Annotated in this window: 23 protein-coding genes and 1 pseudogene; 10 read left to right on the top strand and 14 right to left on the bottom strand. The window is 72.7% G+C overall.

The genetic code is table 11. The features are described from left to right. Positions 1-175: 175 nt before the first annotated feature. From ACZ6SQ_RS33590 to ACZ6SQ_RS33565, 6 genes are all read left to right on the top strand, one after another. Positions 176-853, top strand: a complete 678-nt coding sequence (locus ACZ6SQ_RS33590) for an amino acid ABC transporter permease (protein ID WP_469568851.1) — start codon at positions 176-178, stop codon at positions 851-853. Further along, positions 850-1,755: an amino acid ABC transporter permease gene (locus ACZ6SQ_RS33585; RefSeq protein WP_386386102.1), complete on the top strand. Its 906-nt coding sequence runs from the start codon at positions 850-852 to the stop codon at positions 1,753-1,755. Before ACZ6SQ_RS33590 ends, ACZ6SQ_RS33585 begins: the two co-directional genes overlap by 4 nt. A 175-nt stretch (positions 1,756-1,930) precedes the next feature. Then, on the top strand, positions 1,931-3,661 hold the full coding sequence (locus ACZ6SQ_RS33580; RefSeq protein WP_469568848.1) for an FAD-dependent monooxygenase: 1,731 nt from the start codon (positions 1,931-1,933) through the stop codon (positions 3,659-3,661). A gap of 109 nt (positions 3,662-3,770) precedes the next feature. Beyond that, positions 3,771-3,974: a putative leader peptide gene (locus ACZ6SQ_RS33575; RefSeq protein WP_469568846.1), complete on the top strand. Its 204-nt coding sequence runs from the start codon at positions 3,771-3,773 to the stop codon at positions 3,972-3,974. 82 nt (positions 3,975-4,056) lie between these two features. After that, positions 4,057-4,590 (top strand): cupin domain-containing protein, encoded by a 534-nt coding sequence (locus tag ACZ6SQ_RS33570; RefSeq protein ID WP_469568844.1) that lies wholly within the window; start codon positions 4,057-4,059, stop codon positions 4,588-4,590. Positions 4,591-4,772: 182 nt separating this feature from the next. Further along, complete coding sequence (locus tag ACZ6SQ_RS33565; protein WP_469568842.1) at positions 4,773-5,219, top strand: rhodanese-like domain-containing protein; 447 nt, start codon at positions 4,773-4,775, stop codon at positions 5,217-5,219. Between the two features lie 186 nt (positions 5,220-5,405). Here the strand turns inward: ACZ6SQ_RS33565 and recX are convergent, their stop codons facing one another. From recX to ACZ6SQ_RS33540, 5 genes are all read right to left on the bottom strand, one after another. Continuing rightward, positions 5,406-6,182: a recombination regulator RecX gene (gene recX / locus ACZ6SQ_RS33560; protein WP_469568840.1), complete on the bottom strand. Its 777-nt coding sequence runs from the start codon at positions 6,180-6,182 to the stop codon at positions 5,406-5,408. A 4-nt stretch (positions 6,183-6,186) separates the two neighbouring features. After that, complete coding sequence (gene recA / locus ACZ6SQ_RS33555) at positions 6,187-7,311, bottom strand: recombinase RecA (protein WP_469568838.1); 1,125 nt, start codon at positions 7,309-7,311, stop codon at positions 6,187-6,189. A 373-nt stretch (positions 7,312-7,684) separates the two neighbouring features. Further along, positions 7,685-8,029, bottom strand: coding sequence for an SCO0607 family lipoprotein (locus tag ACZ6SQ_RS33550; protein ID WP_469568836.1), 345 nt, complete (start codon positions 8,027-8,029; stop codon positions 7,685-7,687). Positions 8,030-8,198: 169 nt separating this feature from the next. Continuing rightward, positions 8,199-9,512, bottom strand: coding sequence for an AI-2E family transporter (locus ACZ6SQ_RS33545; protein WP_469568834.1), 1,314 nt, complete (start codon positions 9,510-9,512; stop codon positions 8,199-8,201). Positions 9,513-9,572: 60 nt separating this feature from the next. After that, positions 9,573-9,767, bottom strand: a complete 195-nt coding sequence (locus ACZ6SQ_RS33540; protein WP_386386115.1) for a DUF3046 domain-containing protein — start codon at positions 9,765-9,767, stop codon at positions 9,573-9,575. 79 nt (positions 9,768-9,846) lie between these two features. On the opposite strand from ACZ6SQ_RS33540, the gene ACZ6SQ_RS33535 reads away from it, so the two are divergent. Beyond that, positions 9,847-10,791: a prenyltransferase/squalene oxidase repeat-containing protein gene (locus tag ACZ6SQ_RS33535; protein ID WP_469568832.1), complete on the top strand. Its 945-nt coding sequence runs from the start codon at positions 9,847-9,849 to the stop codon at positions 10,789-10,791. A 122-nt stretch (positions 10,792-10,913) separates the two neighbouring features. On the opposite strand, the gene ACZ6SQ_RS33530 is transcribed toward ACZ6SQ_RS33535, so the two are convergent. From ACZ6SQ_RS33530 to ACZ6SQ_RS33520, 3 genes and pseudogenes are all read right to left on the bottom strand, one after another. Further along, entirely contained in the window at positions 10,914-11,222 is a 309-nt protein-coding gene (locus ACZ6SQ_RS33530) for an AzlD domain-containing protein (protein ID WP_469568830.1), read from the bottom strand. A gap of 208 nt (positions 11,223-11,430) precedes the next feature. Next, positions 11,431-12,022 (bottom strand): annotated as a pseudogene (locus ACZ6SQ_RS33525) (AzlC family ABC transporter permease); the annotation flags it as partial. A gap of 23 nt (positions 12,023-12,045) precedes the next feature. Beyond that, positions 12,046-13,053: an AraC family transcriptional regulator gene (locus tag ACZ6SQ_RS33520; RefSeq protein WP_469568827.1), complete on the bottom strand. Its 1,008-nt coding sequence runs from the start codon at positions 13,051-13,053 to the stop codon at positions 12,046-12,048. A gap of 212 nt (positions 13,054-13,265) precedes the next feature. On the opposite strand from ACZ6SQ_RS33520, the gene ACZ6SQ_RS33515 reads away from it, so the two are divergent. The 3 genes from ACZ6SQ_RS33515 to ACZ6SQ_RS33505 are packed head-to-tail and all read left to right on the top strand — an operon-like array spanning position 13,266 to position 19,995. After that, complete coding sequence (locus ACZ6SQ_RS33515; protein WP_469568825.1) at positions 13,266-18,329, top strand: ATP-dependent helicase; 5,064 nt, start codon at positions 13,266-13,268, stop codon at positions 18,327-18,329. 29 nt (positions 18,330-18,358) lie between these two features. After that, positions 18,359-19,198, top strand: a complete 840-nt coding sequence (locus ACZ6SQ_RS33510; protein ID WP_469568822.1) for an Fpg/Nei family DNA glycosylase — start codon at positions 18,359-18,361, stop codon at positions 19,196-19,198. Between the two features lie 32 nt (positions 19,199-19,230). After that, positions 19,231-19,995: an SDR family NAD(P)-dependent oxidoreductase gene (locus ACZ6SQ_RS33505; protein WP_469568821.1), complete on the top strand. Its 765-nt coding sequence runs from the start codon at positions 19,231-19,233 to the stop codon at positions 19,993-19,995. Positions 19,996-20,145: 150 nt separating this feature from the next. On the opposite strand, the gene ACZ6SQ_RS33500 is transcribed toward ACZ6SQ_RS33505, so the two are convergent. The 6 genes from ACZ6SQ_RS33500 to ACZ6SQ_RS33475 form a co-directional block, all read right to left on the bottom strand. Beyond that, complete coding sequence (locus ACZ6SQ_RS33500) at positions 20,146-20,421, bottom strand: hypothetical protein (protein ID WP_469568819.1); 276 nt, start codon at positions 20,419-20,421, stop codon at positions 20,146-20,148. Between the two features lie 353 nt (positions 20,422-20,774). Further along, on the bottom strand, positions 20,775-21,155 hold the full coding sequence (locus ACZ6SQ_RS33495) for a helix-turn-helix domain-containing protein (protein ID WP_003993396.1): 381 nt from the start codon (positions 21,153-21,155) through the stop codon (positions 20,775-20,777). A gap of 109 nt (positions 21,156-21,264) precedes the next feature. Next, on the bottom strand, positions 21,265-21,810 hold the full coding sequence (locus tag ACZ6SQ_RS33490) for a CinA family protein (RefSeq protein ID WP_469568815.1): 546 nt from the start codon (positions 21,808-21,810) through the stop codon (positions 21,265-21,267). After that, the gene (gene pgsA, locus ACZ6SQ_RS33485; protein ID WP_469568813.1) at positions 21,807-22,619 is read right to left on the bottom strand and encodes a CDP-diacylglycerol--glycerol-3-phosphate 3-phosphatidyltransferase; all 813 of its coding nucleotides are present in this window, start codon (positions 22,617-22,619) and stop codon (positions 21,807-21,809) included. Before pgsA ends, ACZ6SQ_RS33490 begins: the two co-directional genes overlap by 4 nt. Further along, positions 22,616-24,088 carry a 30S ribosomal protein S12 methylthiotransferase RimO gene (rimO, locus tag ACZ6SQ_RS33480; RefSeq protein ID WP_469568811.1) on the bottom strand — a complete coding sequence of 491 codons (1,473 nt, stop codon included), beginning with the start codon at positions 24,086-24,088 and terminating at the stop codon, positions 22,616-22,618. Before rimO ends, pgsA begins: the two co-directional genes overlap by 4 nt. A 104-nt stretch (positions 24,089-24,192) precedes the next feature. Then, positions 24,193-25,032, bottom strand: coding sequence for a helix-turn-helix domain-containing protein (locus ACZ6SQ_RS33475; protein ID WP_469568809.1), 840 nt, complete (start codon positions 25,030-25,032; stop codon positions 24,193-24,195). Positions 25,033-25,151 lie beyond the last annotated feature (119 nt).

Raw genomic sequence — 25,151 nt, 5'->3', positions numbered from 1 at the left:
GGCGGACGCGCGATAACGGAAAGATAGCCCCTACCTCCCTTTTTCCCTTGCGGTTCCCGGGGGGGGGGCGTCCCCCCCCCCCCCCCGCCCCCCCCCCCCCCCCCCGCCCCTCCCCCCCCCCCCCCCCCCCCCCCCCCCCACCCGCACACCCCTACCCCCGGAAGCGCGGGAAACTGTGTTCGATTTTCTATCTGAATATAACGACCCGAGCCTGTTGGGGGCGTTCTGGGTCACGGTGCAGCTCACCGTCTTCTCCGGTATCGGCTCCCTGGTCTGGGGCACCCTGCTGGCCGCCATGCGGGTCAGTCCGGTACCGCTCATGCGCGGCTTCGGCACCGCGTACGTGAACATCGTCCGGAACATCCCCCTGACGGTCATCATCGTCTTCACCTCGCTCGGCCTCGCCGGCGTCTTCCGGGTGAGCATGGGGGCGCCGGACAACTTCGAGACCCGTGACTTCCGCCTCGCGATCCTCGGTCTCGTCGCCTACACCGCCGCGTTCGTCTGCGAGGCGCTGCGCTCCGGCATCAACACGGTGCCCGTGGGCCAGGCCGAGGCCGCCCGCGCGCTGGGGCTGAGCTTCAGCCAGGTGCTGCGACTGGTCGTGCTCCCGCAGGCGTTCCGCGCCGTCATCGGCCCGCTCGCCAACGTGCTGATCGCGCTGACCAAGAACACGACGGTGGCGGCGACGATCGGTGTGGCCGAGGCGGCCTATCTGATGAAGGCAATGATCGAGAACGAGGCACAGACACTGCTGATCGGCGCCGTCTTCGCCTTCGGGTTCGTGGTTCTGACCCTGCCGACCGGCCTGTTCCTCGGCTGGCTCAGCAAGCGACTGGCGGTGAAGCGATGAGTTCGGTCCTCTACGACGCTCCGGGCCCCAAGGCCAAACGGCGCAATATCCTGCTGTCCATCGTCTTCTTCGCGCTGCTCGCCCTGGCGCTGTGGTGGGTGTGGCGGGTGATGGACGACAAGGGACAGCTGGAGTGGGCGCTCTGGGAGCCCTTCACCACGTCCGAGGCCTGGACGACGTATCTGCTGCCCGGACTCGCCAACACCCTCAAGGCAGCGGCGCTCGCGATGGTCATCGCCCTCCCGCTGGGCGCATTCTTCGGCATCGCCCGTATGTCCGACCACCGCTGGGTGCGTGTCCCGGCCGGCGCCGTGGTCGAGTTCTTCCGGGCCATCCCGGTGCTGCTGCTGATGCTGTTCGCCAACGAGTTCTACGCCCGCTCCACCGACGTCTCCAGCGCGGACCGGCCGCTGTACGCGGTCGTCACGGGCCTGGTGCTCTACAACGCCTCGGTGCTCGCCGAGGTCGTACGGGCCGGCATCCTGGCGCTGCCCAAGGGCCAGACGGAGGCCGCCCAGGCGATCGGTCTGCGCAAGGGCCAGACGATGTCCAGCATCCTGCTGCCACAGGCGGTCACGGCCATGCTGCCGGCCATCGTCAGCCAGCTCGTCGTCATCGTGAAGGACACCGCACTCGGCGGTGTGATGATCGGCTTCACCGAGCTGCTCAACTCCCGCGGCACGCTCGCGGCGTTCTACGCCAATGTCATCCCGAGCTTCATCGTCGTCGCGGTCATCTACATCATCCTCAACTTCATCCTGACCAGCTTCGCGAGCTGGCTGGAGGCCAGGCTGCGGCGCAGCAAGCGGAGCACGGGCGCGGTGCTCTCGGCCGAGGACGAGGAAGTGAACCCGGCCGGAACGGGCGGTACGTTCGGCACCGGTGCCGGCGGCGCGGTCTGATCCACGGTCGATCTCGTCGAGTGACACGAAGGCAGTGGCGATCACGCCACTGCCTTCGTCACTTGACGCAAGCACCGGCAATGGGTTGCATACGTTCTGTGATCGTGCACCCTGCTCAAACCTCCTGTTCACAGACGTCTCCTGAGACACCGCCACGAGCAGGGAGCGCCGCGCCGTGGACCCGGTGATCATCGTCGGAGCGGGGCCCGTCGGGCTCACGCTCGCCCTGGCGCTGGCCCGCCAGGAAGTGCCGTCCGTCGTGCTGGACGAGGGCCCCGGCAAGGAAGAACCGCGCCTCGCCCGGACGGTCGTGCTGCGCGAGGACACCGCCGCGCTCATGGAGCGGCTGACCGGCCTGCCGCTCGACGAGGCCGCTGCCCGGTGGTCCGGCTGGCGGTCGGTCAGGCGCAGGCAGGTCATGCGCGAGATCAACTTCGACGCCCCGGCCGACCCGGAGACCGAACCCGAGGCCCCGCAGGTCACCCCGCCCCTGCACATCGCCCAGCACGTCCTCACCGGCGCGCTGCGCGCGGCCCTGGCCGGCGAACGGCTCGTCAGGATCGCGGTGGACAGCAGGCTGGACGCCCTCGAACAGGAACCTTCCGGCGTCACCGCACGCACCCGCGGCTCCAAGGGGACCTGGTGGCGCGGCAGCTACCTGGTGGGCTGCGACGGGCCCCGCTCCACCGTGCGCAAGCTCCAGGACATCCGCTTCCCGGGCCGGACCGCTGTGGAACGACACGCCGTGGCCGCGCTGCGCGCGGAACTTCCGTGGCCCGGTCGCGCGTTGCTCCATCGGACACCGCCGTGGCGGATGTCGGGACCCTCTGCCGGGGAGGTGACCGCACGCCCGCTGCCGGACGGTGTCTGGCGGCTGGACTGGCTGCTGCCGCCGGGCAAGGACCTGGTCACCCCCGAACTGCTGGTCGCCCGCGTCCGGGAGACCCTGACAGGCTGGACCGACGGCGCCACACCGTCGTACGAACTGCTGGACACGGGTGTGCACACCGTGCACCACCGGCTGGCCCGCCGCTGGCGGGTGGGCCGCGTCTTTCTCGCCGGGGACGCCGCCCATCTCCTCGGCGCGCTCGGCACCCAGGGGCTCGACGAGGGGCTGCGGGACGCCGACAACCTCGCCTGGAAACTGGCGCTCGCCTGGCACCACGGGCCGCACCCGTCGCTGCTCGACAGCTACCAGGCCGAGCGGCGCGCCGTCGTCGCCGCCCGGCTGCGCGCCGCCGACCAGGTGCTGCCGCTGCTGCGGGGCGGGAAGGGCCTGCGCGCCTACGTCCCGGGCTCGGGGCGCGGCCATGACGCGCTGCTCACGGACGGCCATCTGGGGCAGGGCCCGGTGGGCGCCCCGGGCGGTTACGCCGACTCTCCGCTCGCCCCCCGGCACATCGAGGCCGAGGTCCCGGTCGACACGCCTGTGGGCGCGCCCGTCGCCGACGTACGGGTCACCGCCGAGGACGGCACCTTCGTACGGCTGCGGGACCGGCTCGGCCGGGGCGCGCTGCTGGTGGTGCTGATCGCGCCGGGCACGGGGGTGTGGGAGCGTCGGCACTGGGTGTCGGCCGGGCTGATGCCCCGCCTGGCGGCGGCGGTGACGGCCCTGCCGCATCCCGCCGAGCTGCTGGTCGCCGAGAGCTACCCGGGCGCGGCCGCCCACACCGTCCTCCTCGTACGTCCCGACGGGCATCTCGTCACGGCGCTGAACGGCGTGCGTCCGGCCGACCTGTATTCGGCGGCCGAGGCGGCGATCGGAGGGCCCGGGGAGAGGGAGGCGGAGAGGGAGTCGGAGGAGGAGGCGGAGGGGCACGAAGGTGCCGCGTCGGCTTCCGGCTCCGCGTCTGCGTCTGCGTCCAGCTCCGCTTCCGCTTCTGCTTCCGCTTCTGCGCGCAAGTGACCGTGGGGCCACCTGCGCCCAGGTGACCGTGGGGGGGCCGCCTGCGCCCAGGTGACCGCGGGGGGGCCGCCTGCGCCCAGGTGACCGCGGGGGGGCCGCCTGCGCCCAGGTGACCGTGGGGCCACCGTCCGGTGGCCACCGCGCGCGCTTCCGCGCGACTGTCACCCTGCGTCCGCATGGTGACAGTGAGTTGACCCGTCCGGACCGGCGTGGTCTACTCCGGATCGTGACCGACACCGATGTGCGCCTGTGGCGGAGGGTCCATATGGACCTGGTCCGCTATGCGGGCTGCGTGTGTCGTCCGTCCTGCTGAACTCGCATCCCTTTCCTTCCGCGCGTGCCGCCGCCTTTCCGCCGCCGCGCGCGCTCTCGCGATTTCTCCAGGACGGTGTCCGTTGTCTGTCTCTCCCACCTCCGCCGTGTCCGCGCCCGCCCGGGTCCCGACCCAGGCGGACCTTCTCGACTTCGTACGGCGCACGGCCGCCGACGCCGAGCTGATCGCTTCCCTGCCGCTCGACCCCGAGGGCCGTACCTGGGTCCGGCTGGAGGGCCCCGGCGGCAGTGAGGCGTGGCTGATCGGCTGGCCGCCCGGCACGGGTACCGGCTGGCACGATCACGCCGACTCGGTCGGCGCCTTCCTCACCGCCCGCGGCGAGCTGACGGAGTACTCGCTCACCATCCGGCTGCCCACCGACGGCTGGAAGACCCTGGAGCTGACCGAGGGCGTGGACCGCGAACGCCGGCTGCCCGCAGGGGAGGGCCGCGGCTTCGGACAGCACCATGTCCACGAGGTTCTCAACGAGTCCACCGAGCATCACGCGGTCTCCGTTCACGCCTACTACCCGCCGCTGCCCCGTATCCGCCGCTTCAGCCGCACCGGCCCGGTGCTGCGCCTGGAGCAGGTCGAGCGTCCGGAGGACTGGCAGTGAGCATCGTGACGGGGAGTGGTGGTGCGGCGCTTCGGGGATCCTCGGGGCGCGGACGCGGGGTCGACGACGGGGACGGAGGGGCTGTGGTGAGTACGGGAGATGAACCGGGTCGTGCGGCGGATGCCGGTGGACACGAGGGCCGGGCGCCGCTTCCCTCGGTCCATCGGGGCGGCGGCCGGACCGTGGACACCCGGGGCCACGAAGGTGGTGCGGCCGACGGTGAGGCCGGTCGGCCGGTCGGTATCGACGCGTTGCTGGACCGGGTGCGCTCCGGCTACCAGCGGGTCGGACCCACCGAGGCCCACACCGCAGCCCTCGCCGGAGAGGCGCTGCTCGTCGACATCCGCTACGCCGCCCTGCGCGAACGGGACGGACTGATCCCCGGCGCCCATGTCGTCGAGCGCAACGAACTGGAGTGGCGCCTCGACCCCCTGGGCAGCCACCGTCTCCCCGAGGCGACCGGCCATGACCTCCGGGTCGTGGTGATCTGCAACGAGGGCTACGCCTCCAGCCTGGCCGCCGAGTCCCTGCACCGTCTGGGCCTCCACCGGGCCACTGACCTGGTGGGCGGCTTCCAGGCGTGGAGGGAGGCGGGACTTCCGGTGACGGGACCCACCGGGGCCTTGTGACAAGGCCGTGGTCCCGTGACAGGGCCGGGCTCCGCTGAGAGAACCGGGGTTCCGCTGCCAGATCCGCTGCCCGTCCCAGATCCGAGCTTCCGGTCGCGGAACCGCGCGTCCGGTCACGGAGGCCGCGCTCGGTCACGCAGGCCGCGCTCCCCGGGCGGCGGTGCCGAGCCCCTGGGCGGCCGGGGCTCAGAAACCCTCGTCGCCCAGGTGGTCCGTCTCCTCGCCCTCTTCCTCGAGCGCCTGCCGGACGAGGCGCAGGGCCATGCCCTCGGAGTAGCCCTTGCGGGCGAGCATGCCCGCGAGCCGGCGGAGTCGCTTGTCGCGGTCCAGGCCGCGGGTGGAGCGCAGTTTGCGGTCGATGAGTTCGCGCGCGGTCGCCTCCTCCTGCTCGGAGTCGAGCTGGGAGACTGCCGAGTCGATCAGTGAAGGGTCGACGCCCTTGGTGCGCAGTTCCTGGGCGAGCGCGCGGCGGGCCAGGCCCCGGCCGTGGTGCCGGGACTCCACCCAGGCGTCGGCGAAGGCGCCGTCATCGATCAGGCCGACCTCCTCGAAGCGGGAGAGCACCTCCTCGGCGGCCTCGTCCGGGATCTCCCGCTTGCGCAGGGCGTCCGCGAGCTGCTTGCGGGTGCGCGGGGTCCCGGTGAGCAGGCGCAGGCAGATCGCCCGTGCCCGCTCCACCGGGTCCCCTGAGGACTCCCCCGTCTCGGCCCTCGACGAGCCAGGGGTGCCTCCGTCCTCGCCGAACGGCTCCGCGTCGCCCCGCCGACGGCGCCCACGCCCCGTGCGTGAGCCACCCTCGCCCGGCCGGCGGCGCCCATCGCGGCGGCCTCCGTCGTCGTCGGAGCGCGTGGGGCCGTCCGGCCAGTCGTCACCGTCCCCGGCGAAGCCCGCGTCCCCCTGCCGCCCCGGCTCCCGGGGAGTGCCGGGGTGGGCGTACTCGGCCCAGTCGGTTCGCCGTGTCACGCCGTCAGCTCTTGGCAGCCGCGGCCTTGGGCTTGGCGGTCTTGGCCGCCGCCGGAGCCGGCACCGACTTCGCGTCGTCCGCGGGCGTGGAGACCGCGGCGTCCGTACCCGGCTCGGCGGCCGGGTCCTCGGGGCGCACGCCGACGCCGAGCTTCTCCTTGATCTTCTTCTCGATCTCGTTGGCCAGGTCGGGGTTGTCCTTGAGGAAGTTGCGCGCGTTCTCCTTGCCCTGGCCGAGCTGGTCGCCCTCGTACGTGTACCAGGCGCCGGCCTTGCGGACGAAGCCGTGCTCCACGCCCATGTCGATCAGGCCGCCCTCGCGGCTGATGCCCTGGCCGTAGAGGATGTCGAACTCGGCCTGCTTGAAGGGCGGCGCGACCTTGTTCTTGACGACCTTGCAGCGGGTGCGGTTGCCGACCGCCTCCGTGCCGTCCTTCAGGGTCTCGATGCGCCGGATGTCGATGCGCACGGAGGCGTAGAACTTCAGCGCCCGTCCACCGGTCGTGGTCTCCGGGGAGCCGAACATGACGCCGATCTTCTCGCGGAGCTGGTTGATGAAGATGGCGGTGGTCTTGGACTGGTTGAGCGCGCTGGTGATCTTCCGCAGGGCCTGGCTCATGAGGCGGGCCTGGAGGCCGACGTGGCTGTCGCCCATCTCGCCCTCGATCTCCGCGCGCGGGACGAGCGCGGCGACGGAGTCGATGACGATGAGGTCGAGGGCGCCGGAGCGGACGAGCATGTCCACGATCTCCAGGGCCTGCTCGCCGTTGTCCGGCTGGGAGAGGATCAGGTTGTCGATGTCGACGCCGAGCTTCTTCGCGTACTCGGGGTCGAGTGCGTGCTCCGCGTCGACGAAGGCGACCTGACCGCCGGCCTTCTGCGCGTTCGCCACGGCGTGCAGGGTCAGGGTCGTCTTGCCGGAGGACTCCGGGCCGTACACCTCCACCACGCGGCCGCGCGGCAGGCCGCCGACGCCCAGGGCGACGTCGAGCGCGGTCGACCCGGTGGGGATGACCTCGATGGGCTCGTTCGGCCGCTCGCCCAGGCGCATCACCGCGCCCTTGCCGAATTGCCGTTCAATTTGTGCGAGCGCGGCGTCGAGCGCCTTCTCGCGGTCGGTTCCTGCCATGGGTTCCACCCGGTTTGCTTGAGTCGATCGCTTCACGTCAAAGACGCTAACGCCTGCCACTGACAATGCGCCCCGACGCGGGTCCGGCCTGTGGATAACTCGGGCATTTCTCCGTATGAACTACATCAAATCACCCACGAAGAACCCCGCCGGAGCCTCCATAAGAATGGATGTTCGATTTTCGTGTCAAGCGCACCACGCGGCTCCGGAAGCGTGTCTCCGGAACGGCGGACCCCCTGCCGCGAAGGGGCGGGAGAGCCTCGTGCCGCCCGATGACGACGGACCCCGTCGCCCCGGCCCAGGTGCCGCCGGGCCCCGTCGCCCCGGCCAAGGTGGGCCCAGCCCCCGTCGCCCCGGCCCAGGTGCCCTCTGGTCACTGCTCCTCGGGCAGCTCCACGAGCTTGCCGTTCTCGTCGAGCGTGTGCGTGTACCAGTACACGTCCCACTTGTCGCCGACGACCTCCGGCACCTTGCCCTCCGGGTACCGCGCGTACCCCTCCCCGGGCTCCTCGCCCTTCGGGACGCAGTCCGAACCGCTGCTGTTCACCGCCAGGACCGGGTACTCCGTGCTCATGCACATCTCCTCCCGGATCTCGAAGGCCGAGCATCCGGTGAGCCCCGCCACTGCTGCCGCTCCCACGAGGACGGCGGTGACGGCGGGAAGCCGACGGAGGCGCGTCGCGGGGGCGGGCCGGTGGGCGCTGCGGGGCTTGAACATGATCGTCTCCAGTCGGTCGGTGTGCCCTCAGTCTTGTCACCGACCGTCGCCGATCCCTGAGTACGCGTACTCAGCGCCGTATGCGCGGATGCTCAACATCGCGGCTTTGACTGCGTGGCACGCGGCACGGGACCGTCCCGCGTGCCACGTGGGACGGAGACGCGGACCGTCAGTCCGAATCCGGCCCGTTCGTCGGCGCCTCCCCGTCGGAGCGGCCCTCCGGGCGGTCTTCCGAGCCGTCCCCCGGGTGGTCCTGCCGCAGCCGGTCCAGCAAGCGGCGTCCGCGGCCGAGCAGACCGGGGTCCTGGTTCTCGCCGCGGCCTCGGTGGCCGTGCACGCGCGGGTCGTCGGTGACGTCGTAGCGCTTCACATAGGCGCCCAGGAAGGCCTGGAGCGTGGCGACCGCCGGGATGGCGATCAGGGCGCCGACCGCGTTGAGCAGCGCCGTGCCCGCGATGACCGAGCCGAAGGCGACCGCGGGATGGATGTCGACGGTCTTGGAGGTCAGCTTGGGCTGGAGCACGTAGTTCTCGAACTGCTGGTAGATCACGACGAAGATCAGTACCCAGAGCGCGTACCAGGGGTCGACGGTGAAGGCGATCAGCATCGGCAGGGCGCCCGCGAGATAGGTGCCGATGGTCGGGATGAACTGCGACACCAGGCCCACCCACACCGCGAGCACGGGCGCGTAGGGCACGCCCAGCGACTGGAGCAGGATGTAGTGGCAGACGCCCGAGATCAGCGCCATCAGACCGCGTGAGTACAGATAGCCGCCGGTCTTGTCCACGGCGATCTCCCACGCGCGCAGCACCTCGGCCTGCTTGGCGGGCGGCAGTACGGAGCACAGCGCGCGGCGCACCCGGGGCCCGTCGGCGGCGAAGTAGAACGCGAACAGCACGATCGTCAGCAGCCGGAAGAGCCCGCCCAGCACCTGCGCGGAGACGTCCAGCACCCCGGTGGCGCTGTTCTCGACGTAGCTGCGCAGCCAGTCCGAGCGCAGCACGCCCTCCTGGACGTCCACCCGCTTCAGGTCGGTGTTGAAGTGGGCGTTGATCCAGTTGATGACGGAGTCGAGATACTGCGGGAAACCCTCGACGATCTTGATGATCTGGCCGGCGAGCAGCGACCCCAGGGCGATCACGAACCCCGCGGACAGGACGATCACCAGGAGGAAGACCAGTCCGGTGGCCAGGCCCCGGCGCATCCCCCGGGAGGCCATCCAGCTCACGGCGGGCTCCATGGCGAGCGCCAGGAAGAACGCGATCAGGATGTTGATCAGCAGCCCGGTCAGCTGGTGGAAGGCCCAGCTGCCGAGCTGGAAGCAGGCGACGAGCGCGAGGGCGAGCACCATGGCACGCGGCAGCCAGCGCGGCATGCGTGCGCCCGGCCGTCCCGCGCCGCCTGCCGGGGGCTGTGCGGGCGGTGTCGTGCCGATCGCGGATGCCTGCGGGGCCGCCTGCCCCGTCTCGTCAGTGGGTGCCACGGAGAAAGTCTCGCCCACGCCACCGACACTCGTACGGCCGCCCTGTGTTCTGGTGCCCGCTCAGTGCCGTTCCCGCGGGACGTTCATCACCGAGCAGACCACCCGCCACACGTCCTTGGCCTCCCAGCCGGAGTCCAGCGCCTCGACCACCGTGCGCCCGCCGAGCTCCGACATCACGTGATCGCGCGCGAAGGTTTCGGCGTACCCCGCACCGAAGTGCTCCGCCATCCGCTCCCAGAAGACCGTCAACCGCATGACATCAGTATCCCGCCCCTGAGAGTGGGCCCCGGCCGGGGCGGCTCTCCCGGACCGCTTTCCGCCCTACGGTCTGACCATGTCCGAAACCGGAGCTTCCCCACTCCCCGCAACGCCCCCGGCGCACTCCCCGCTCTTCCGCGCCGAGCACTTCGTCTGGCTCACCGCGCGCGTGCTGGAACAGCGGCTCTTCGCGTACCACTTCCTGGACGGCGCCGCCGATCCGGTGGAGACCGCGCTGGACGCCTACCGCAACGAGGACGGCGGATACGGGCACGCCCTGGAGCCCGATCTGCGCGGCCCTGTCAGCCAGCCGCTGCACACCGCGCACGCGCTGCGCGTGCTGGACGCCATCGGGCGCTGCGGCGGACAGCGCGTGGAGCGCGTCTGCCGCTACCTGACCCTCGTCTCCACCCCGGACGGCGCCCTTCCGGCGGTGCATCCCAGCCAGCGTGGCTATCCGGCGGCCCCGTTCGTGCCGATCGTGGACGACCCGCCCGGCGAGCTCCTGGCCACCGGGCCGGTGGTGGGGGTGCTGCACCGCAACGAGGTGTGGCACGCGTGGCTGTTCCGGGCCACCGACTTCTGCTGGGAGGCGGTCGAGTCGCTGAAGAGTTCGCACCCCTACGAGATCCATGCCACGGTCGCCTTCCTGGACTCGGCACCCGACCGGTCACGCGCGCAGTCCGCCGCCGACCGGCTGGGCCGCCTGGTGCGCGAGCAGCGGCTCGCGGCGCTTGACCCGGCGGACCTCGACGCCTACCCGGTGGCTCCGGGATACGGGCCGGGCGAGCACCACTTCCCGCACGACTTCGCGAGGACACCGCAGTCCCTCGCGCGCGCGTGGTTCACCGACGAGGAGATGGCACGCTCCCTGGACTTCCTCGCCGCCGAGCAGGAGGAGGACGGCGGCTGGCCCGTCCGCTGGCGTCGGTGGGCGCCGGGCACCGCCCTGGAGGCGCGTCCCATGGTGACGATCGAGGCCCTGCGCACCCTGAGGGCGTACGGCCGGTTCATCGGGTGAGGCGCCGGCCCGCCGGGGGTGAGGTGCCGCAGTACTACTGAGGTGTCGAGGCGCGAGGCCCTGTCGCACCGAGGCGGGCCCTGTCCTGCATCGTCCGCCCGGCCCCCGTGGCCGGCCGCCTCTCACCCGCCCAGCGCCCGCACCCCCGCCGTGACCAGCACCGCGGCCGCCACGACGACCAGAAAGGGAGCGCGCAGCACCAGGGCCACGGCGGCCGCGGCGAGCCCGGCCGCCCGCGCGTCCAGCACCAGCGTCCGGCCGTCGGCGAAGGTCTGCTGCGCCGTCAGGGCGGCGAGCAGCGCCACCGGGAGCAGCGCGGCGAGCCGCCTGACGAGGGGGCGCTCCAGGGCACCTGCGGGGACGAGCAGTCCGGCGAGCTTGACGGCGTAGCAGCCGACCGCGGTGACGGCGATCGCGATCCAGAAGTTCATCGCTCGTCCTTCGCGCTCTCGTCGTTGCCGGAGGGCGTGTCCTCACGGCCGGATGCACCCGAGTCACGACCGGATGCCGAGTCCGAACCGCCGGATGCCGTCTCCCCGCGGCCGGATACACCCGAATCACCGCCGGATGCCGACTCCCAACCGTCGGACGCGCTCCCGTCTCCGCCGGAACTCGCGACCGGCCCCGACCGACGCGGTTCGGCTCCCCGGCGGCGTCCCTGTACCCACAACACGGCGGGCGCCGCCAGCGCGGCCAGCAGCACCGGCACTCCCGCGGGCAGCACCGGCAGCAGGACGAGTCCGAGGATCACGGCGAGGCCGGCGACGGCCCGCTCGGTGGCGCTGGTGAGCATGGGCGCGAGCAGCGCCAGGAAGACGGCGGGCCCCGCGGCGTCCAGACCCCACGCGTCCGTGTCGCCGATGGCCTCGGCACCCAGCGCGCCGAGCAGCGTGGTGAGGTTCCACAGCACATAGAGGCTGAGCCCGGTCACCGTGAAGCCGATCCGCGCGGCACGGCGTGTGGGCTGGGCCAGCGCGACGGCCGTGGTCTCGTCGATGACCCACTGCGCGGCGAAGGGCCGCACCGCGCGCGGGAGCGCCAGCAACTGCGACAGGCGCAGTCCGTAGAACGCGTTGCGCACGCCCAGGAAAAAGGCACCGGCGGCGGCCGTGAACGGGTTCCCTCCGGCCGCCAGGGCCCCGACCAGCGCGAACTGGGAGGCCCCGGTGAAGACCAGGAGGCTGAGCGCACAGGTCTGCAGGAGGGTGAGCCCGCCACCTGCCGACGTCACCCCGAAGGCGAAGCCGGACAGCCCTACGGCGACCCCGACTCCGAGGGCGTCCCGTACGACGGCCGCGTCCGGCTTCCGCGGACCACCGGTGTCCGCCGCGCGGCCGGTGTCCCGCCTTCCCGGGCCGCCGGCCCGTGTGTCCGCTGTGAGCGCTGTCTGTTCTGCCACGTCTCGGACGGTACGAGGAGCCCGCGCGTGCCGTCTTGTACGTTCTTGCGCTCGCGCTGGTACGCGCCCGGCGGTACGCCCACGATGCGGCTGAAGTGCCGGTTCAGGTGCGGCTGGTCGGTGAAGCCCACCGCCACGGCGGCCTCGGCGGGTGCGGTGCCCGCGTCCAGCAGCGCCCGCGCCCGCCGTACGCGCGCGTCGGTGAGCCAGGCGTGCGGCGGCATCCCGTAGGCGTCGCGGAACGCGCGCAGCAGGGCGAAGGGGCTGGTGCCGAGGTCCGCGGCGAGGCGCTCCAGGGTCGGCGGCCCGGTCATCCGGTCCTCCAGCGCGGCACGCGCGCGTGCGGCGACGCTCGCGCCCGCGGTCCGGACCGCCCGCTGTGGAAGGGGCCCGCCGTTCAGGCGGAGCAGCCGGGTCACTGCCACCCGCAGCAGTGTGTCGGCGGCCAGGGCGTTGCCCTCGTCGGCGGCGCGCAGCACCTTGTGGACCAGGGCGACGGTGTAGAGGTCGTCGAGCACGGGCCTGACGAAGCCCGGGGTGCCGCGGATCGTGGTCGTCTCGGCGGCGATGGCGGACACGACGTCCGGGGACGGGTAGACCGCCCCGTACCGCCAGCCCTCGGGCACTCCGGCCCGCCCGGTGTGCGGGGTGTCCGGGTTGACCAGGGCCAGCGCGCCCGCGCCCGCGTACTGGTCGCCGCTGCCGTGGTGGAAGATCTCGACGCCGTCGGCGATGGCCGCGATCACGAAGTGCTCGTGGGTGTGGCGGACGAACGTCTTGCGGATGTACCGGGCCCGCAGCAGATCGACACCGGGCAGTTCCGAGTACTGCCAGTGCCGTGCCCGCTCGCCGGAACCCGCCATGCGCCTATTGTCGGCCAATCTGATCGGCGTGCGGAAACCCGCCCGGCACGGCCAAGACGCCCGGGACATCCGGGACGGGGCCCACTCGGATCGGCCGTCGATGCCCGTCGGCCGGCTGCCCGGCGGCGGCACACCGGCCGCCCCCGCAGCCCGCCCGCCCCCGAAACCCGCAGCTCAGCGCCGTTGTCAGTGTGTGGGTGCAGGATGGACGCATGGTCAGCTCCGCCCACCGGGCCCTCGACGGCTTCTCCCCCGCGACCCGCGGCTGGTTCACGGGGGCCTTCTCCGCGCCCACCGCGGCCCAGGCGGGCGCGTGGCAGGCCATCCGGGAGGGCTCGGACGTGCTGGTGGTCGCGCCGACCGGGTCGGGCAAGACGCTGGCCGCGTTCCTCGCCGCGCTGGACCAGCTCACCGCGACTCCCCCGCCCGCGGACCCCAGGAAGCGCTGCCGCGTGCTGTACGTCTCGCCGCTGAAGGCCCTGGCCGTGGACGTCGAGCGCAACCTGCGCAGTCCGCTGACCGGCATCCGCCAGGAGTCCGTCCGGCTGGGCCTGCCCGAGCCGGAGGTGAAGGTGGGCATCCGCTCCGGCGATACCCCGCCGGCGGAGCGCCGCGCGCTGTCCGCACGTCCTCCGGACATCCTGATCACCACCCCGGAGTCCCTGTTCCTGATGCTGACCTCGGCCACGCGTGACGCGCTGACCGGCATCGAGACGGTGATCCTCGACGAGGTCCACGCGGTGGCCGGCACCAAGCGCGGTGCCCACCTCGCCCTGACCCTGGAGCGGCTGGACGAGCTGCTGCCGAAGCCGGCCCGCCGCATCGGCCTGTCGGCGACCGTGCGCCCGGTCGACGAGGTGGCCCGCTATCTCGCGCCGCGCGGCAAGGTGGAGATCGTCCAGCCGAAGTCGGGCAAGGAGTTCGACCTCTCGGTCGTCGTCCCGGTCGAGGACCTCGGCGAGCTGGGCACCGCCCCGGCCGTCGACGGCGACTCCGCCGCCGAGCGCCCCTCGATCTGGCCGCATGTCGAGGAACGCATCACCGACCTGGTCCAGTCGCACCGCTCCACCATCGTCTTCGCCAACTCGCGCCGCCTGGCCGAGCGTCTGTGCAACCGGCTGAACGAGATCGCCTACGAGCGCGCCACCGGCGAGCCCCTGGACGAACAGCACGGCCCCGCCCAGCTGATGGGCGGCTCCGGCGCGGCGATGGGCGCCCCGCCGGTCATCGCGCGCGCCCACCACGGCTCGGTCTCCAAGGAGCAGCGGGCGCTGGTCGAGGAGGACCTCAAGGCGGGCCGCCTGCCCGCGGTGGTCGCCACCTCCAGCCTCGAACTGGGCATCGACATGGGCGCGGTCGACCTCGTCGTCCAGGTGGAGTCCCCGCCCTCCGTGGCCTCCGGGCTCCAGCGCGTCGGCCGTGCCGGGCACCAGGTGGGCGCGGTGTCCACGGGCGTGGTGTTCCCGAAGTACCGCGGCGACCTCGTGCAGGCGGCCGTGGTCACCGAGCGCATGCGCACCGGCTCCATCGAGTCGCTCAAGGTCCCGGCCAATCCCCTGGACGTGCTGGCACAGCAGCTCGTGGCCATGACGTCCATGGACACCTGGCAGGTCGACGACCTGCTGGCCGCGGTGCGCCGCGCGGCGCCCTTCGCCTCGCTGCCCGAGTCCGCCTTCACGGCCGTCCTCGACATGCTCGCCGGCCGCTACCCCTCCGACGCCTTCGCGGAACTGCGCCCGCGCGTGGTGTGGGACCGCGTCGCGGGCACGGTGACCGGCCGGCCAGGAGCGCAGCGCCTCGCCGTCACCTCCGGCGGCACGATCCCCGACCGCGGCCTGTTCGGCGTCTTCCTCGCCGGTTCCGACCCCAAGAAGGGCGGCGGGCGGGTCGGCGAGCTGGACGAGGAGATGGTCTACGAGTCCCGCGTGGGTGACGTCTTCACACTGGGCACCAGTTCGTGGCGGATCGAGGACATCACCCGCGACCGCGTGCTGGTCTCCCCCGCCCCGGGCGTGCCGGGCAGGCTGCCGTTCTGGAAGGGCGACCAGCTGGGCCGCCCGCTCGAACTGGGCCGCGCGGTGGGCGCGTTCCTGCGCGAGGTCGGCTCCCTGGGCAAGGAAGACGCCCGGCTGCGCCTGTTCGCCGCGGGCCTCGACGCCTGGGCCGCGGACAACGTCCTGTCCTACCTGGACGAGCAGCGCGAGGCCTGCGGCCACGTCCCGGACGACCGCACGATCGTCGTGGAGCGCTTCCGTGACGAGCTCGGCGACTGGCGCGTCGTCGTCCACTCCCCCTTCGGCGCCCAGGTCCACGCCCCCTGGGCTCTCGCGCTCGGCGCCCGCCTGTCCGAGCGCTACGGCATGGACGCCCAGGTCATGCACGCCGACGACGGCATCGTGCTGCGCCTGCCCGACGCCGACCTGATGAGCCTGGAGCTGCTCGACCAGGAGCCCATGAAGACGGGCGCCCCCCTCGACACGGCGGCTGACGCCGACCAGGCGCCCGTGGGCGCGGCGGACGTCGTCTTCGACAAGGGCGAGGTCGACCAGGTCGTCACCGACCAGGTCGGCGGCTCCGCGCTGTTCGCGTCACGCTTCCGCGAGTGCGCCGCCCGCGCGCTGCTGCTCCCGCGCCGCAACCCGGGCAAGCGCACCCCGCTGTGGCAGCAGCGCCAGCGCGCGGCGCAACTGCTCCAGGTGGCGAGCGAGTTCGGCTCGTTCCCGATCGTCCTTGAGGCGGTCCGCGAATGCCTCCAGGACGTGTTCGACGTCCCGGGCCTCGCGGAGCTGATGGGTGACCTGGAGTCGCGCAAGGTGCGCCTCGTCGAGGTCACCACCCCCGAGCCGTCCCCCTTCGCCCGCTCCCTCCTCTTCGGATACGTCGCCCAGTTCCTCTACGAGGGCGACTCACCGCTCGCCGAACGCCGGGCGGCCGCGCTGTCGCTGGACTCCCGCCTGCTCGCCGAGCTGCTCGGCCAGGCGGAACTGCGCGAACTGCTCGACGCCGAGGTGCTCACCGAACTGGAGCGGGAGCTTCAGTGGCTCACCGAGGACCGGCGGGTCAAGGACGCCGAGGGCGTCGCCGACCTGCTCCGGATGCTGGGCCCGCTCACCGAAGCCGACCTGGCCGAGCGCGGCGCGCAGCCCCAGTGGGCCCACGACCTGGCCGCGGCCCGCCGCGCCATCCGGGTCCGCATCGCGGGCGCCGACCACTGGGCCGCCGTCGAGGACGCGGGCAGACTGCGCGACGCGCTCGGCACCGCCCTGCCGGTGGGCGTGCCGGAGGCCTTCACCGAACCCGTGAAGGACCCCTTGGGCGACCTCCTCGCGCGCCACGCCCGCACCCACGGCCCGTTCACCTCCGCCACGGCGGCGGCCCGATTCGGCCTCGGCGTCGCGGTCACCGAGGGCGCCCTGCAACGGCTGGCGGCGGCCGGCCGGGTCGTACAGGGCGAGTTCCACCCGGCCGGGATCGGCCAGGAGTGGTGCGACGCGGCGGTCCTGCGCCGACTGCGCCGCCGCTCGCTCGCCGCGCTGCGGCACGAGCTGGAGCCGGTGCCGCCGCCCGCGCTCGCCCAGTTCCTCCCGCAGTGGCAGCACATCGGCCGCGGGCACGGGCTGCGCGGCGTCGACGGCCTTGTGCGGGCCGTCGAGCAGTTGCAGGGCGCGTCCGTGCCCGCGTCCGCCCTGGAGAAGCTCGTGCTGCCCTCCAGGGTCTCCGACTTCACTCCGGCGCTGCTGGACGAACTCACCGCGTCCGGCGAGGTGGTGTGGGCCGGGGTGGGCTCGCTGCCCGGCAAGGACGGCTGGGTCTCGCTGTACATGGCCGACGCAGCCCCGCTGCTGCTGCCTCCGCCCCACCCGCTGGAGCAGACAGCGCTGCACGAGTCCGTCCTGGGCACCCTGTCCGGCGGCTACGGCCTGTTCTTCCGTCAGATCGCCGACCAGGTCCGGGCCACCACGCACCCGGACGCCACCGATCCCCAACTGGCCGACGCCATCTGGGACCTGGCCTGGTCCGGCCGCCTCACCAACGACACGCTGGCGCCGATGCGCGCCCTGCTGGGCTCCGGCCGCACCGCGGGCTCCACGGCCCACCGCGCCAAGCGCACGATCCCGCGCGGGCGTTACGGCTCGCTGACCGCCGCGGCCCGCCCGGCCTCCCGCACCGGTCCCCCGACGGTCGCCGGCCGCTGGTCGCTCCTGCCGGAGCGCGACGCCGACCTGACCGTGCGGGCCCATGCGCTGGCCCGGGTCCTCCTCGACCGGCACGGCGTGGTGACCAGGGGAGCGGTGTCCTCCGAGGGCGTCGAGGGAGGGTTCTCGGCGGTGTACCGCGTACTGTCCGCCTTCGAGGAGACCGGACAGACCCGCCGCGGTTATGTCGTGGAGGGTCTGGGCGCCGCGCAGTTCGCGATGGACGGGGCGGTGGACCGCCTGCGCGCGGTCTCCAATGCCCGCGAGGGCCTGCCCGTCCCCGGTTTCGCCGACGGCCGGGGACAGGACCCGGCGGCGGGGGCCTTCGGCACGAACGCGCCCTTCACCGACGAGGCCTTCGCCTTCCCCGACGGCCCCGCGTCGCCCGGCGACTTCACGTTCCCGAACGACCCCGTCACGCCGGGGGAGTTCGCTTTCCCCGACGACCCGACCCTGCCCGGCGGCCGCTCGTACCCCGGCAACCGGACCGCCCCGGGCGACTACGTCTCCCCGCGCGACCTCGCCCAACCGCGCGAGCCGAACGACCCGTACGGCTCGAGCGACTCGTACCGTACGGACGCCCCCTACGGCTCGAACGGCCGACCGTCCCGGAACGCCCCCTGGCGAGGCACCGGCACGCCCCCCTACGCCCCGGGCCACGGCAGACGCCCCGCGCCCGCCTCCCGCGCGGTCGTCCTCGCCGCCGCCGACCCGGCCAACGCGTACGGCGCCGCCCTGTCCTGGCCGGAGCCGCCCACCGGCGCCGGGCACAAGCCGGGGCGCAAGGCGGGCTCGCTCGTGGTCCTGGTCGACGGCGAGCTGACTCTCTACATGGAGCGCGGCGGCAAGACCCTGCTGGCCTGGCTCGCCGACCCGGACGGCACGAGCGGCTCACCCTCGGACGACCCGCGGCTGCACGAAGCCGCCGAGGCGCTCGCGGCGGCCGCCCGTGCGGGCTCCCTCGGCACGGTCACCGTGGAGCGCGTCAACGGCGTCCCGGCCCTGACCTCACCCATCGGCACCGTTCTGGAAGGAGCGGGCTTCATCGCGACTCCACGCGGTCTGCGCCTGAGAGCGTGAGACACATACCCCCGTGCCACCCTTGACCCATGCCCGAAGGCGACACCGTCTGGCAGACCGCGAAGAGGCTGCACACCGCCCTCGCGGGCCAGCTGCTGACCCACTGCGACCTCAGGGTGCCGAAGTACGCCACGGCCGACCTCACCGGCCGCTCCGTCCTGGACGTCACCCCCCGCGGAAAGCATCTGCTCACCCGCTTCGAGGGCGGCATCACCCTCCACTCGCATCTGAGGATGGACGGCTCCTGGAAGGTGTTCACCGCGGGCCAGCGGTGGAGCGGCGGCCCCGCCCACCAGATCCGGGCCGTCCTCGGCAACCCGGCGCACACCGCCGTCGGCTACCGCCTCCCCGTCCTGGAACTGCTGCGCACCGCCGAGGAGGAACGCGTCGTCGGCCACCTCGGCCCCGACCTGCTGGGCCCCGACTGGGACCCGGACCGCGCCCTGGCGAACCTCCTCACGGACCCGTCCCGCCCCCTCGGTGAGGCGCTGCTCGACCAGCGCAACCTCGCCGGGATCGGCAACGTGTACAAGAGCGAGCTCTGCTTCCTGCTCGGTGCCACCCCCTGGCTCCCCGTGGGCGCCCTCCCTACCGACCGCGCGGCCGCGCTGCCCGTCCTCGCCAAGCGGCTCCTGGAGGCCAACCGCGAACGCCCGGTGCGCACCACGACGGCCCGTCGCGGACAGGACCTGTTCGTGTACGGCCGGGCGTCCCGGCCCTGTCTGCGCTGCGGCACGCCGGTCCGCCTCGCGGACCAGGGCGACGGCTCCCGCGAACGCCCCACCTACTGGTGCCCGACCTGCCAGCCGGGCCCGGCCCCGGCACCGGGCTCCCCGGCCGCCCGCAGAAGCCGCCGACCCGCCGATTGACGATCCGTCAGAAACGCTCGTACGGTCCCTTCATGGCCGTCGACGCGTACGACCTCAACGGACGCACCGCCTTCGTCACCGGTGCCGCCGGAGGCATCGGACGGGCCAGCGCGGTTCTGCTGGCCCGCGCGGGCGCCCATGTGCACTGCGCCGACCTCGACGCCCCCGGTCTCGACGGGACGGCCGCCCTGATCAAGGCCGAGGGCGGCACGGCCGTGACCCACCGTCTGGACGTCACCGACCGCGCACGGCTGCGGCAGGCCGTCGCGGGCTGCGAGCGGCTGCACGTGCTGGCGGCCGTCGCCGGGATCATGCACAGCAGCCCGGTCCTGGAGACCCGCGACGAGGACCTCGACCGGGTGCTGAACGTCAACTTCAAGGGTGTGCTGTACGCCTGCCAGGAGGCGGCGCGCCTGATGATCGCCCATGGCATCAGGGGCAGCATCGTCACCATGGCATCCGGTGCCGTCGACACGGGCGGCCCGGGCCTGCTCTGCTACGGCGCGGCCAAGGCGGCCGTGGTGCAGCTGACCAAGACTCTCGCGAACGAGGTCGGCCGGCACGGCATCCGCGTCAACGCCGTCGCGCCGGGCTGGATCCGTACGCCGATGACCGACCGGCACGAGGCCGGCGAACAGGCCCGCGCGGAGGCGCTCATGGCCCGCCGGTCGCCGCTGGGCCGAGTGGGCGAGCCCGAGGACGTGGCCCACACCGTTCTCCACCTGGCGTCGGACGCCTCCGCCTTCATGACGGGCCAGATCCTCCGCCCGAACGGCGGCGTCGCCATGCCATGGTGAGAACCGCGCGGCGTCACCGGCCTGCGCCCGCTGCCCCCATCGGCCCCTCCACCCCGCCCCGCCCCTGCCGAGAACCCCCGCCCATCCCGACCCACGCTCGACCGACCGTCGAGCAGCCTTCCAATCGGCACGGCCGCCGAGCGCCGACCATCAGCCCCGGCGTCCCCCTCCCGGACCCCCGAGACCGCTCCCCAGCCCCCTGTCGCCCACCCGCCAGGCCCGCACCCAGCGCCCCGTGGCGAGCGCCCCCGCCGCGCGCCCCTTCGGGACACAGTGCACCGGCAGCAGGCTCAGCCCCCAGCCCCCGGCCGCCACGGCACCCTCCAGCACGCCGGCGTCCGGCGTGACCGCGAGCCGCACCACGGCCCACCACCACAGCGCACCGAACCCCAGACCGGCCCCCCAGCGTGCTATCCGCCCCACCATGGCGCCACCTCCAGCCCGATCCCGTCGGCCACCGCCTCAGCGGACCGTCGCCCGACGAACGACGCTAAGTACGCCTCACTTCCGTCACCAGGGCGCACCCCGGGCACACGGATGCAGGATGTCCCGCACGGCGTACGGGCGGATCTCCGCGGGCCGCGGCGGGACATGCCTCTCCACCATGACCGCACCGCCCGACAGCGGCAAACGGAGGCAAGCGGGTTGTTTTGTGGCACGTTCCACACGGCCGCACCCACGCGAAAGGCCCCGGCCGACCTCCCCGGTTACCCGGAGAAGCCCTGGCCAGGGCCTCACACAACGCGTCGCGTCGAATCACGCGCTCATGCGCACGACCGTCAGGCGGCGACGACGTCCACCGCTTCGGCGGGCGCCTTGATCGTCACCCGTTCCGGTGGCACACCGGTCACCGAAACGGAACCCAGCATGGGTCGCACCGGCGTGGGCACGGGTTCGCTGGGGGTGGCCGCTGCGGACTGGGCCAGCTCGGCGAGGGCGAGCTCGTCGCTCACTTCCCGCATGAGCTCGGACATCCGTACGTCCAGCGCGTCGCAGATGGCGGAGAGCAGTTCGGAGGAAGCCTCCTTCTGCCCCCGCTCCACCTCGGAGAGATAGCCGAGTGAGACTCGGGCGGACGAGGAGACTTCGCGCAGAGTACGGCCCTGGCGCTGGCGCTGCCGACGCAGCACGTCACCCAGCAGGCGACGGAGCAGAATCATCGGTGGCTCCCTCCTCGGACCGCGTAGCCGCATCCTTCACGCCCCACCGTACCGCCTCGCGCCGCGGCCGTGCGGGGAGCGATGTCGTGTTCACTCAGGGCTGCAAACATCAAAACCCCCCGTTCTGTTCCGTATCCTGTGCCCGCTCATTCCCGGTCTGTTCGCCCGCGAGCTCCCGCAGAAGCAGGCCGAGCACGCTCCGTACACTCTCCATACGAATTTCCGCACGGTCGCCGTTCAACCGCAGCGCCTCCACTTTTCCGCCACCGGCGGAAACGGAATCCGCCCCCAGGGGGCCGTCGACGGCGATGAAGACCGTCCCCACGGGCCGGCCGTCCTGGGGGTCGGGACCGGCCACACCGGTCGTCGCGATGCCCCAGTCGGCACCCAGTGCCCTGCGCACACCGGCCGCCATCTGAGCCGCGACCTGCGGATCGACCGCGCCGCGCTCCTCCAGCAGGGTGGCGTCGACCCCGAGCAGCTCATGCTTCAGAGCCGTGGCGTACGCCGTGACGGAGCCCCGGAAGGCCTTGGACGCCCCGGGGACCGCGGTCAGCGCGGAGGCCACCATTCCGCCGGTGAGCGACTCGGCGACGGCGAGCGTCTCGCCCTTCACCGTCAGTAGTCGCACCACATCGGCGGCGGTGGAACTCACGCTTCCGTCTCCTCCGACGCCCGCTCGCGCTCGGCCATTCCCTGTCGGCGCAGGACAATGGCCTGTCTTACGTAGTCCAGCCCGGTCACGACCGTCAGCACGACGGCCGCGGCCATCACCCACCACCTCAGGGTGGCCAGCCATCCCGTCAGAGCCAGGATGTACATCCCGACGGCCACGCCCTGGGTGAGGGTCTTGAGCTTGCCCCCGCGGCTGGCGGGGATGACGCCGTACCGGATGACCAGGAAACGCATCAGCGTGATCCCGAGTTCCCGGCCGAGGATCACCGCGGTCACCCACCACGGCAGGTCGCCGAGGTAGGAGAGACAGATCAGCGCCGCGCCCATGATCGCCTTGTCGGCGATGGGATCGGCGATCTTCCCGAAGTCGGTGACCAGGTTGTAGGTGCGCGCCAGATGCCCGTCGAACAGGTCGGTGATCATGGCGATGGCGAAGGCCGCCCAGGCGAACGAGCGCCAGGCGGGGTCGTATCCTCCGTCGGCCAGCATCAGCGCGACGAAGGCCGGCACCAGGACCAGCCGGAGCATGGTCAGCAGGTTGGCGATGTTCCAGACGCTCGCCTGGTTGACGGCCGCGGCCGCCAGCTTGCCGCCGCGCGGGGTCCGCGCGGTGCCGTCGCCGGCCTCCGGGGAGCCACCGTCGCCGGCCGGAGCGGCGGCGGCGGTGCCGGGCCTGACCGGCTGGCTCTTGGACCGGCTCAGGGCCGACGCGCCGGCCGGGGACACACCGCTCGCGGAGGAGCCCGCCTTGGCGGGGCCGCCCGCGGCGGATGCCGGTACTCCGGTCATCTGCCCGCCTCCTCGCTACACGCGTGCGAGCCCGCCAGCGGCTCGGCCACCAGGTCGACACCCTCCGTGCCGACCACCTTCGCCTCGACCATACGGCCGACGCTCAGGCCCTCGCCGCTCGTGAGCAGCACCTGGCCGTCCGTCTCGGGCGCCTGGTGGGCCGCGCGGCCGAAGACGCCCTCCTCCTCGTCCACGGACTCCACGAGCACGCGCACGGTTTCGCCCAGCCGCTCCTCGGCGCGCTGGGAGACGAGCTCCTCGGCGAGCCGCGAGATGTGCGCGAGGCGCTCGGCGACGACGTCCTCGTCGAGCTTGTTGCCGTAGGTGGCGGCCTCGGTGCCCTCCTCGTCGGAGTACCCGAAGACGCCGATGGCGTCGAGTCTCGCCCCGGTCAGGAAGCGCTCCAGCTCGGCCAGGTCGGCCTCGGTCTCACCGGGGAAGCCCACGATGAAGTTCGAGCGCACACCCGCCTGCGGCGCCTTGCCGCGGATCGTGTCGAGCAGCTCCAGGAAGCGGTCGGTGTCGCCGAAGCGGCGCATCGCGCGCAGCACGTCGGGCGCGGAGTGCTGGAAGGACAGGTCGAAGTACGGCGCGATCTTCGGGGTGCCGGTGAGGACGTCGATGAGGCCGGGGCGCATCTCGGCGGGCTGGAGGTAGCTCACCCGCACCCGCTCGATGCCGTCGACCTCGGCGAGCTCGGGCAGCAGCGACTCCAGCAGACGGATGTCGCCCAGGTCCTTGCCGTACGAGGTGTTGTTCTCGGAGACCAGCATGATCTCCTTGACGCCCTGCTCGGCCAGCCAGCGCGTCTCGTTCAGGACGTCCGAGGGGCGGCGGGAGATGAAGGAGCCGCGGAAGGACGGGATGGCGCAGAAGGTGCAGCGCCGGTCGCAGCCGGAGGCCAGCTTCACCGAGGCGACCGGGGCGCCGTCCAGCCGGCGGCGCAGAGGCGCGCGGGGGCCGGAGGCGGGCGCGAGACCGTCCGGGAGGTCGGTGGGGCCGTGCCCGGGCAGGGCGACCTCGGCGGCCGAATCCTGACGCTCGGCCGGGCTGATCGGCAGCAGCTTGCGCCGGTCGCGCGGGGTGTGGGCGGCGTGGATGCCGCCGGACAGGATGGTCTGGAGGCGGTCGGAGATGTCGGAGTAGTCGTCGAAGCCGAGCACGCCGTCGGCCTCGGGGAGCGCCTCGGCGAGTTCCTTGCCGTACCGCTCGGCCATGCAGCCGACCGCGACGACGGCCTGGGTGCGGCCGTGCCCCTTGAGGTCGTTGGCCTCCAGCAGGGCGTCGACGGAGTCCTTCTTGGCGGCGTCGACGAAACCGCAGGTGTTGACCACGGCGACGTCCGCTTCCGCGGCGTCCTCCACGAGGTGCCAGCCGTCCGCCTCCAAGCGGCCTGCGAGCTCCTCCGAGTCCACCTCGTTACGGGCGCAGCCAAGTGTGACGAGTGCGACGGTACGGCGTTCAGGCATGGGCTCAAGACTACTTCGTCCCACCGACACCCCACGTCGACGGGGTTGGCCGATCTTGGCCAACCCCGTCCGAATGCGCATGCTGTGGGCCCGAAGGCCCCGCCTCAGCCGACCTGAGGGTCGCCCTTGGTGTAGGTCAGACGCTCCACAGCGCCGGGCTGGAAGTCGTCGTCGATCTTCTTGCCGTTGACGTAGAGCTGGATGGCCCCGGCGTCTCCGAGGACCAGGTTGATCTTGGAGCTGTCCTGGAAGGTCTTGGACTGCCCCTGCTTGAGCAGGCCGTCGAACAGCAGCCGGCCGTTGTGGTCCTTGGCCGCGACCCAGCTGCGCCCGTCCGTGGCGCTGACCTGGACGGTGACCTTGTCCTGGGGCGCGGCCGCGATGGCGCTCTCGGTGGGGTCCGGCTTGGGGGTGGCAGGCTTCTTGCCGCCCGCGGAGGGCGAGGCGGTCTTCTTGGTGGTGGGCGAGGGGCCGCCGGCCACCTCGTTCTTCGCGCCGTTGTCGGAGTCACCCTTGACCACGGTGAACCCGACGAAGCCAACCACCGCGACGATCGCGGCGACCATCGCCGCGGTCCAGTTCGGACCGCGGCGCTCGGGGCGGATCCGCTCCGCCTCGAACAGGGGTGCGGCAGGGGTGGGCGCCGGACGGCCGCCGTGCTCGTCGTCGTACTGGGCGAGCAGGGGCGCCGGATCGAGACGGACGGCCCGGGCCAGCGTCTTGAGGTGGCCGCGGGCGTACACGTCGCCGCCACAGGGTGCGAAGTCGTCAGCCTCGATCGCCTGCACGATGGCGATCCGGACCCGGGTGGCGGTACTGACGTCGTCGACAGTCATCCCGGCCGCGACACGCGCGTCGCGCAGCGCACGGCCGATGGAGGGGCGGGCTTCCTCGGAAACGTCTTCGAACGGACGCTCGTCTTCAGGGGAGTTGCCGATGGACACGGGGGCGCCTTTCGAGCGTGTAGCCGCCTGCGCTGGAGGTTCAGTCTAGGGGGGTGCAAATGGGGTGGGGCAACCGGGCGGAGGAAATCTGTACGCCATCGGAATGGCCGGTCAAGCCG

Source organism: Streptomyces sp. NPDC048600 (genome assembly GCF_055587025.1).
The sequence above is the reverse complement of the archived record's forward strand: the minus strand, read 5'-3'. Positions and strand labels throughout refer to the sequence as shown.

Bases quoted from the DNA above. Each gene is read 5' to 3' on its own strand.
- ACZ6SQ_RS33535 (WP_469568832.1), top strand. From the start codon at position 9,847: ATGTCCGAAACCGGAGCTTCCCCACTCCCCGCAACGCCCCCGGCGCAC.
- recA (WP_469568838.1), bottom strand. From the start codon at position 7,311: ATGGCAGGAACCGACCGCGAGAAGGCGCTCGACGCCGCGCTCGCACAA.
- pgsA (WP_469568813.1), bottom strand. From the start codon at position 22,619: ATGACCGGAGTACCGGCATCCGCCGCGGGCGGCCCCGCCAAGGCGGGC.
- ACZ6SQ_RS33505 (WP_469568821.1), top strand. From the start codon at position 19,231: ATGGCCGTCGACGCGTACGACCTCAACGGACGCACCGCCTTCGTCACC.
- ACZ6SQ_RS33515 (WP_469568825.1), top strand. From the start codon at position 13,266: ATGGTCAGCTCCGCCCACCGGGCCCTCGACGGCTTCTCCCCCGCGACC.
- ACZ6SQ_RS33510 (WP_469568822.1), top strand. From the start codon at position 18,359: ATGCCCGAAGGCGACACCGTCTGGCAGACCGCGAAGAGGCTGCACACC.
- ACZ6SQ_RS33495 (WP_003993396.1), bottom strand. From the start codon at position 21,155: ATGATTCTGCTCCGTCGCCTGCTGGGTGACGTGCTGCGTCGGCAGCGC.
- ACZ6SQ_RS33530 (WP_469568830.1), bottom strand. From the start codon at position 11,222: ATGAACTTCTGGATCGCGATCGCCGTCACCGCGGTCGGCTGCTACGCC.
- ACZ6SQ_RS33550 (WP_469568836.1), bottom strand. From the start codon at position 8,029: ATGTTCAAGCCCCGCAGCGCCCACCGGCCCGCCCCCGCGACGCGCCTC.
- ACZ6SQ_RS33585 (WP_386386102.1), top strand. From the start codon at position 850: ATGAGTTCGGTCCTCTACGACGCTCCGGGCCCCAAGGCCAAACGGCGC.
- ACZ6SQ_RS33500 (WP_469568819.1), bottom strand. From the start codon at position 20,421: ATGGTGGGGCGGATAGCACGCTGGGGGGCCGGTCTGGGGTTCGGTGCG.
- ACZ6SQ_RS33520 (WP_469568827.1), bottom strand. From the start codon at position 13,053: ATGGCGGGTTCCGGCGAGCGGGCACGGCACTGGCAGTACTCGGAACTG.
- rimO (WP_469568811.1), bottom strand. From the start codon at position 24,088: ATGCCTGAACGCCGTACCGTCGCACTCGTCACACTTGGCTGCGCCCGT.
- ACZ6SQ_RS33540 (WP_386386115.1), bottom strand. From the start codon at position 9,767: ATGCGGTTGACGGTCTTCTGGGAGCGGATGGCGGAGCACTTCGGTGCG.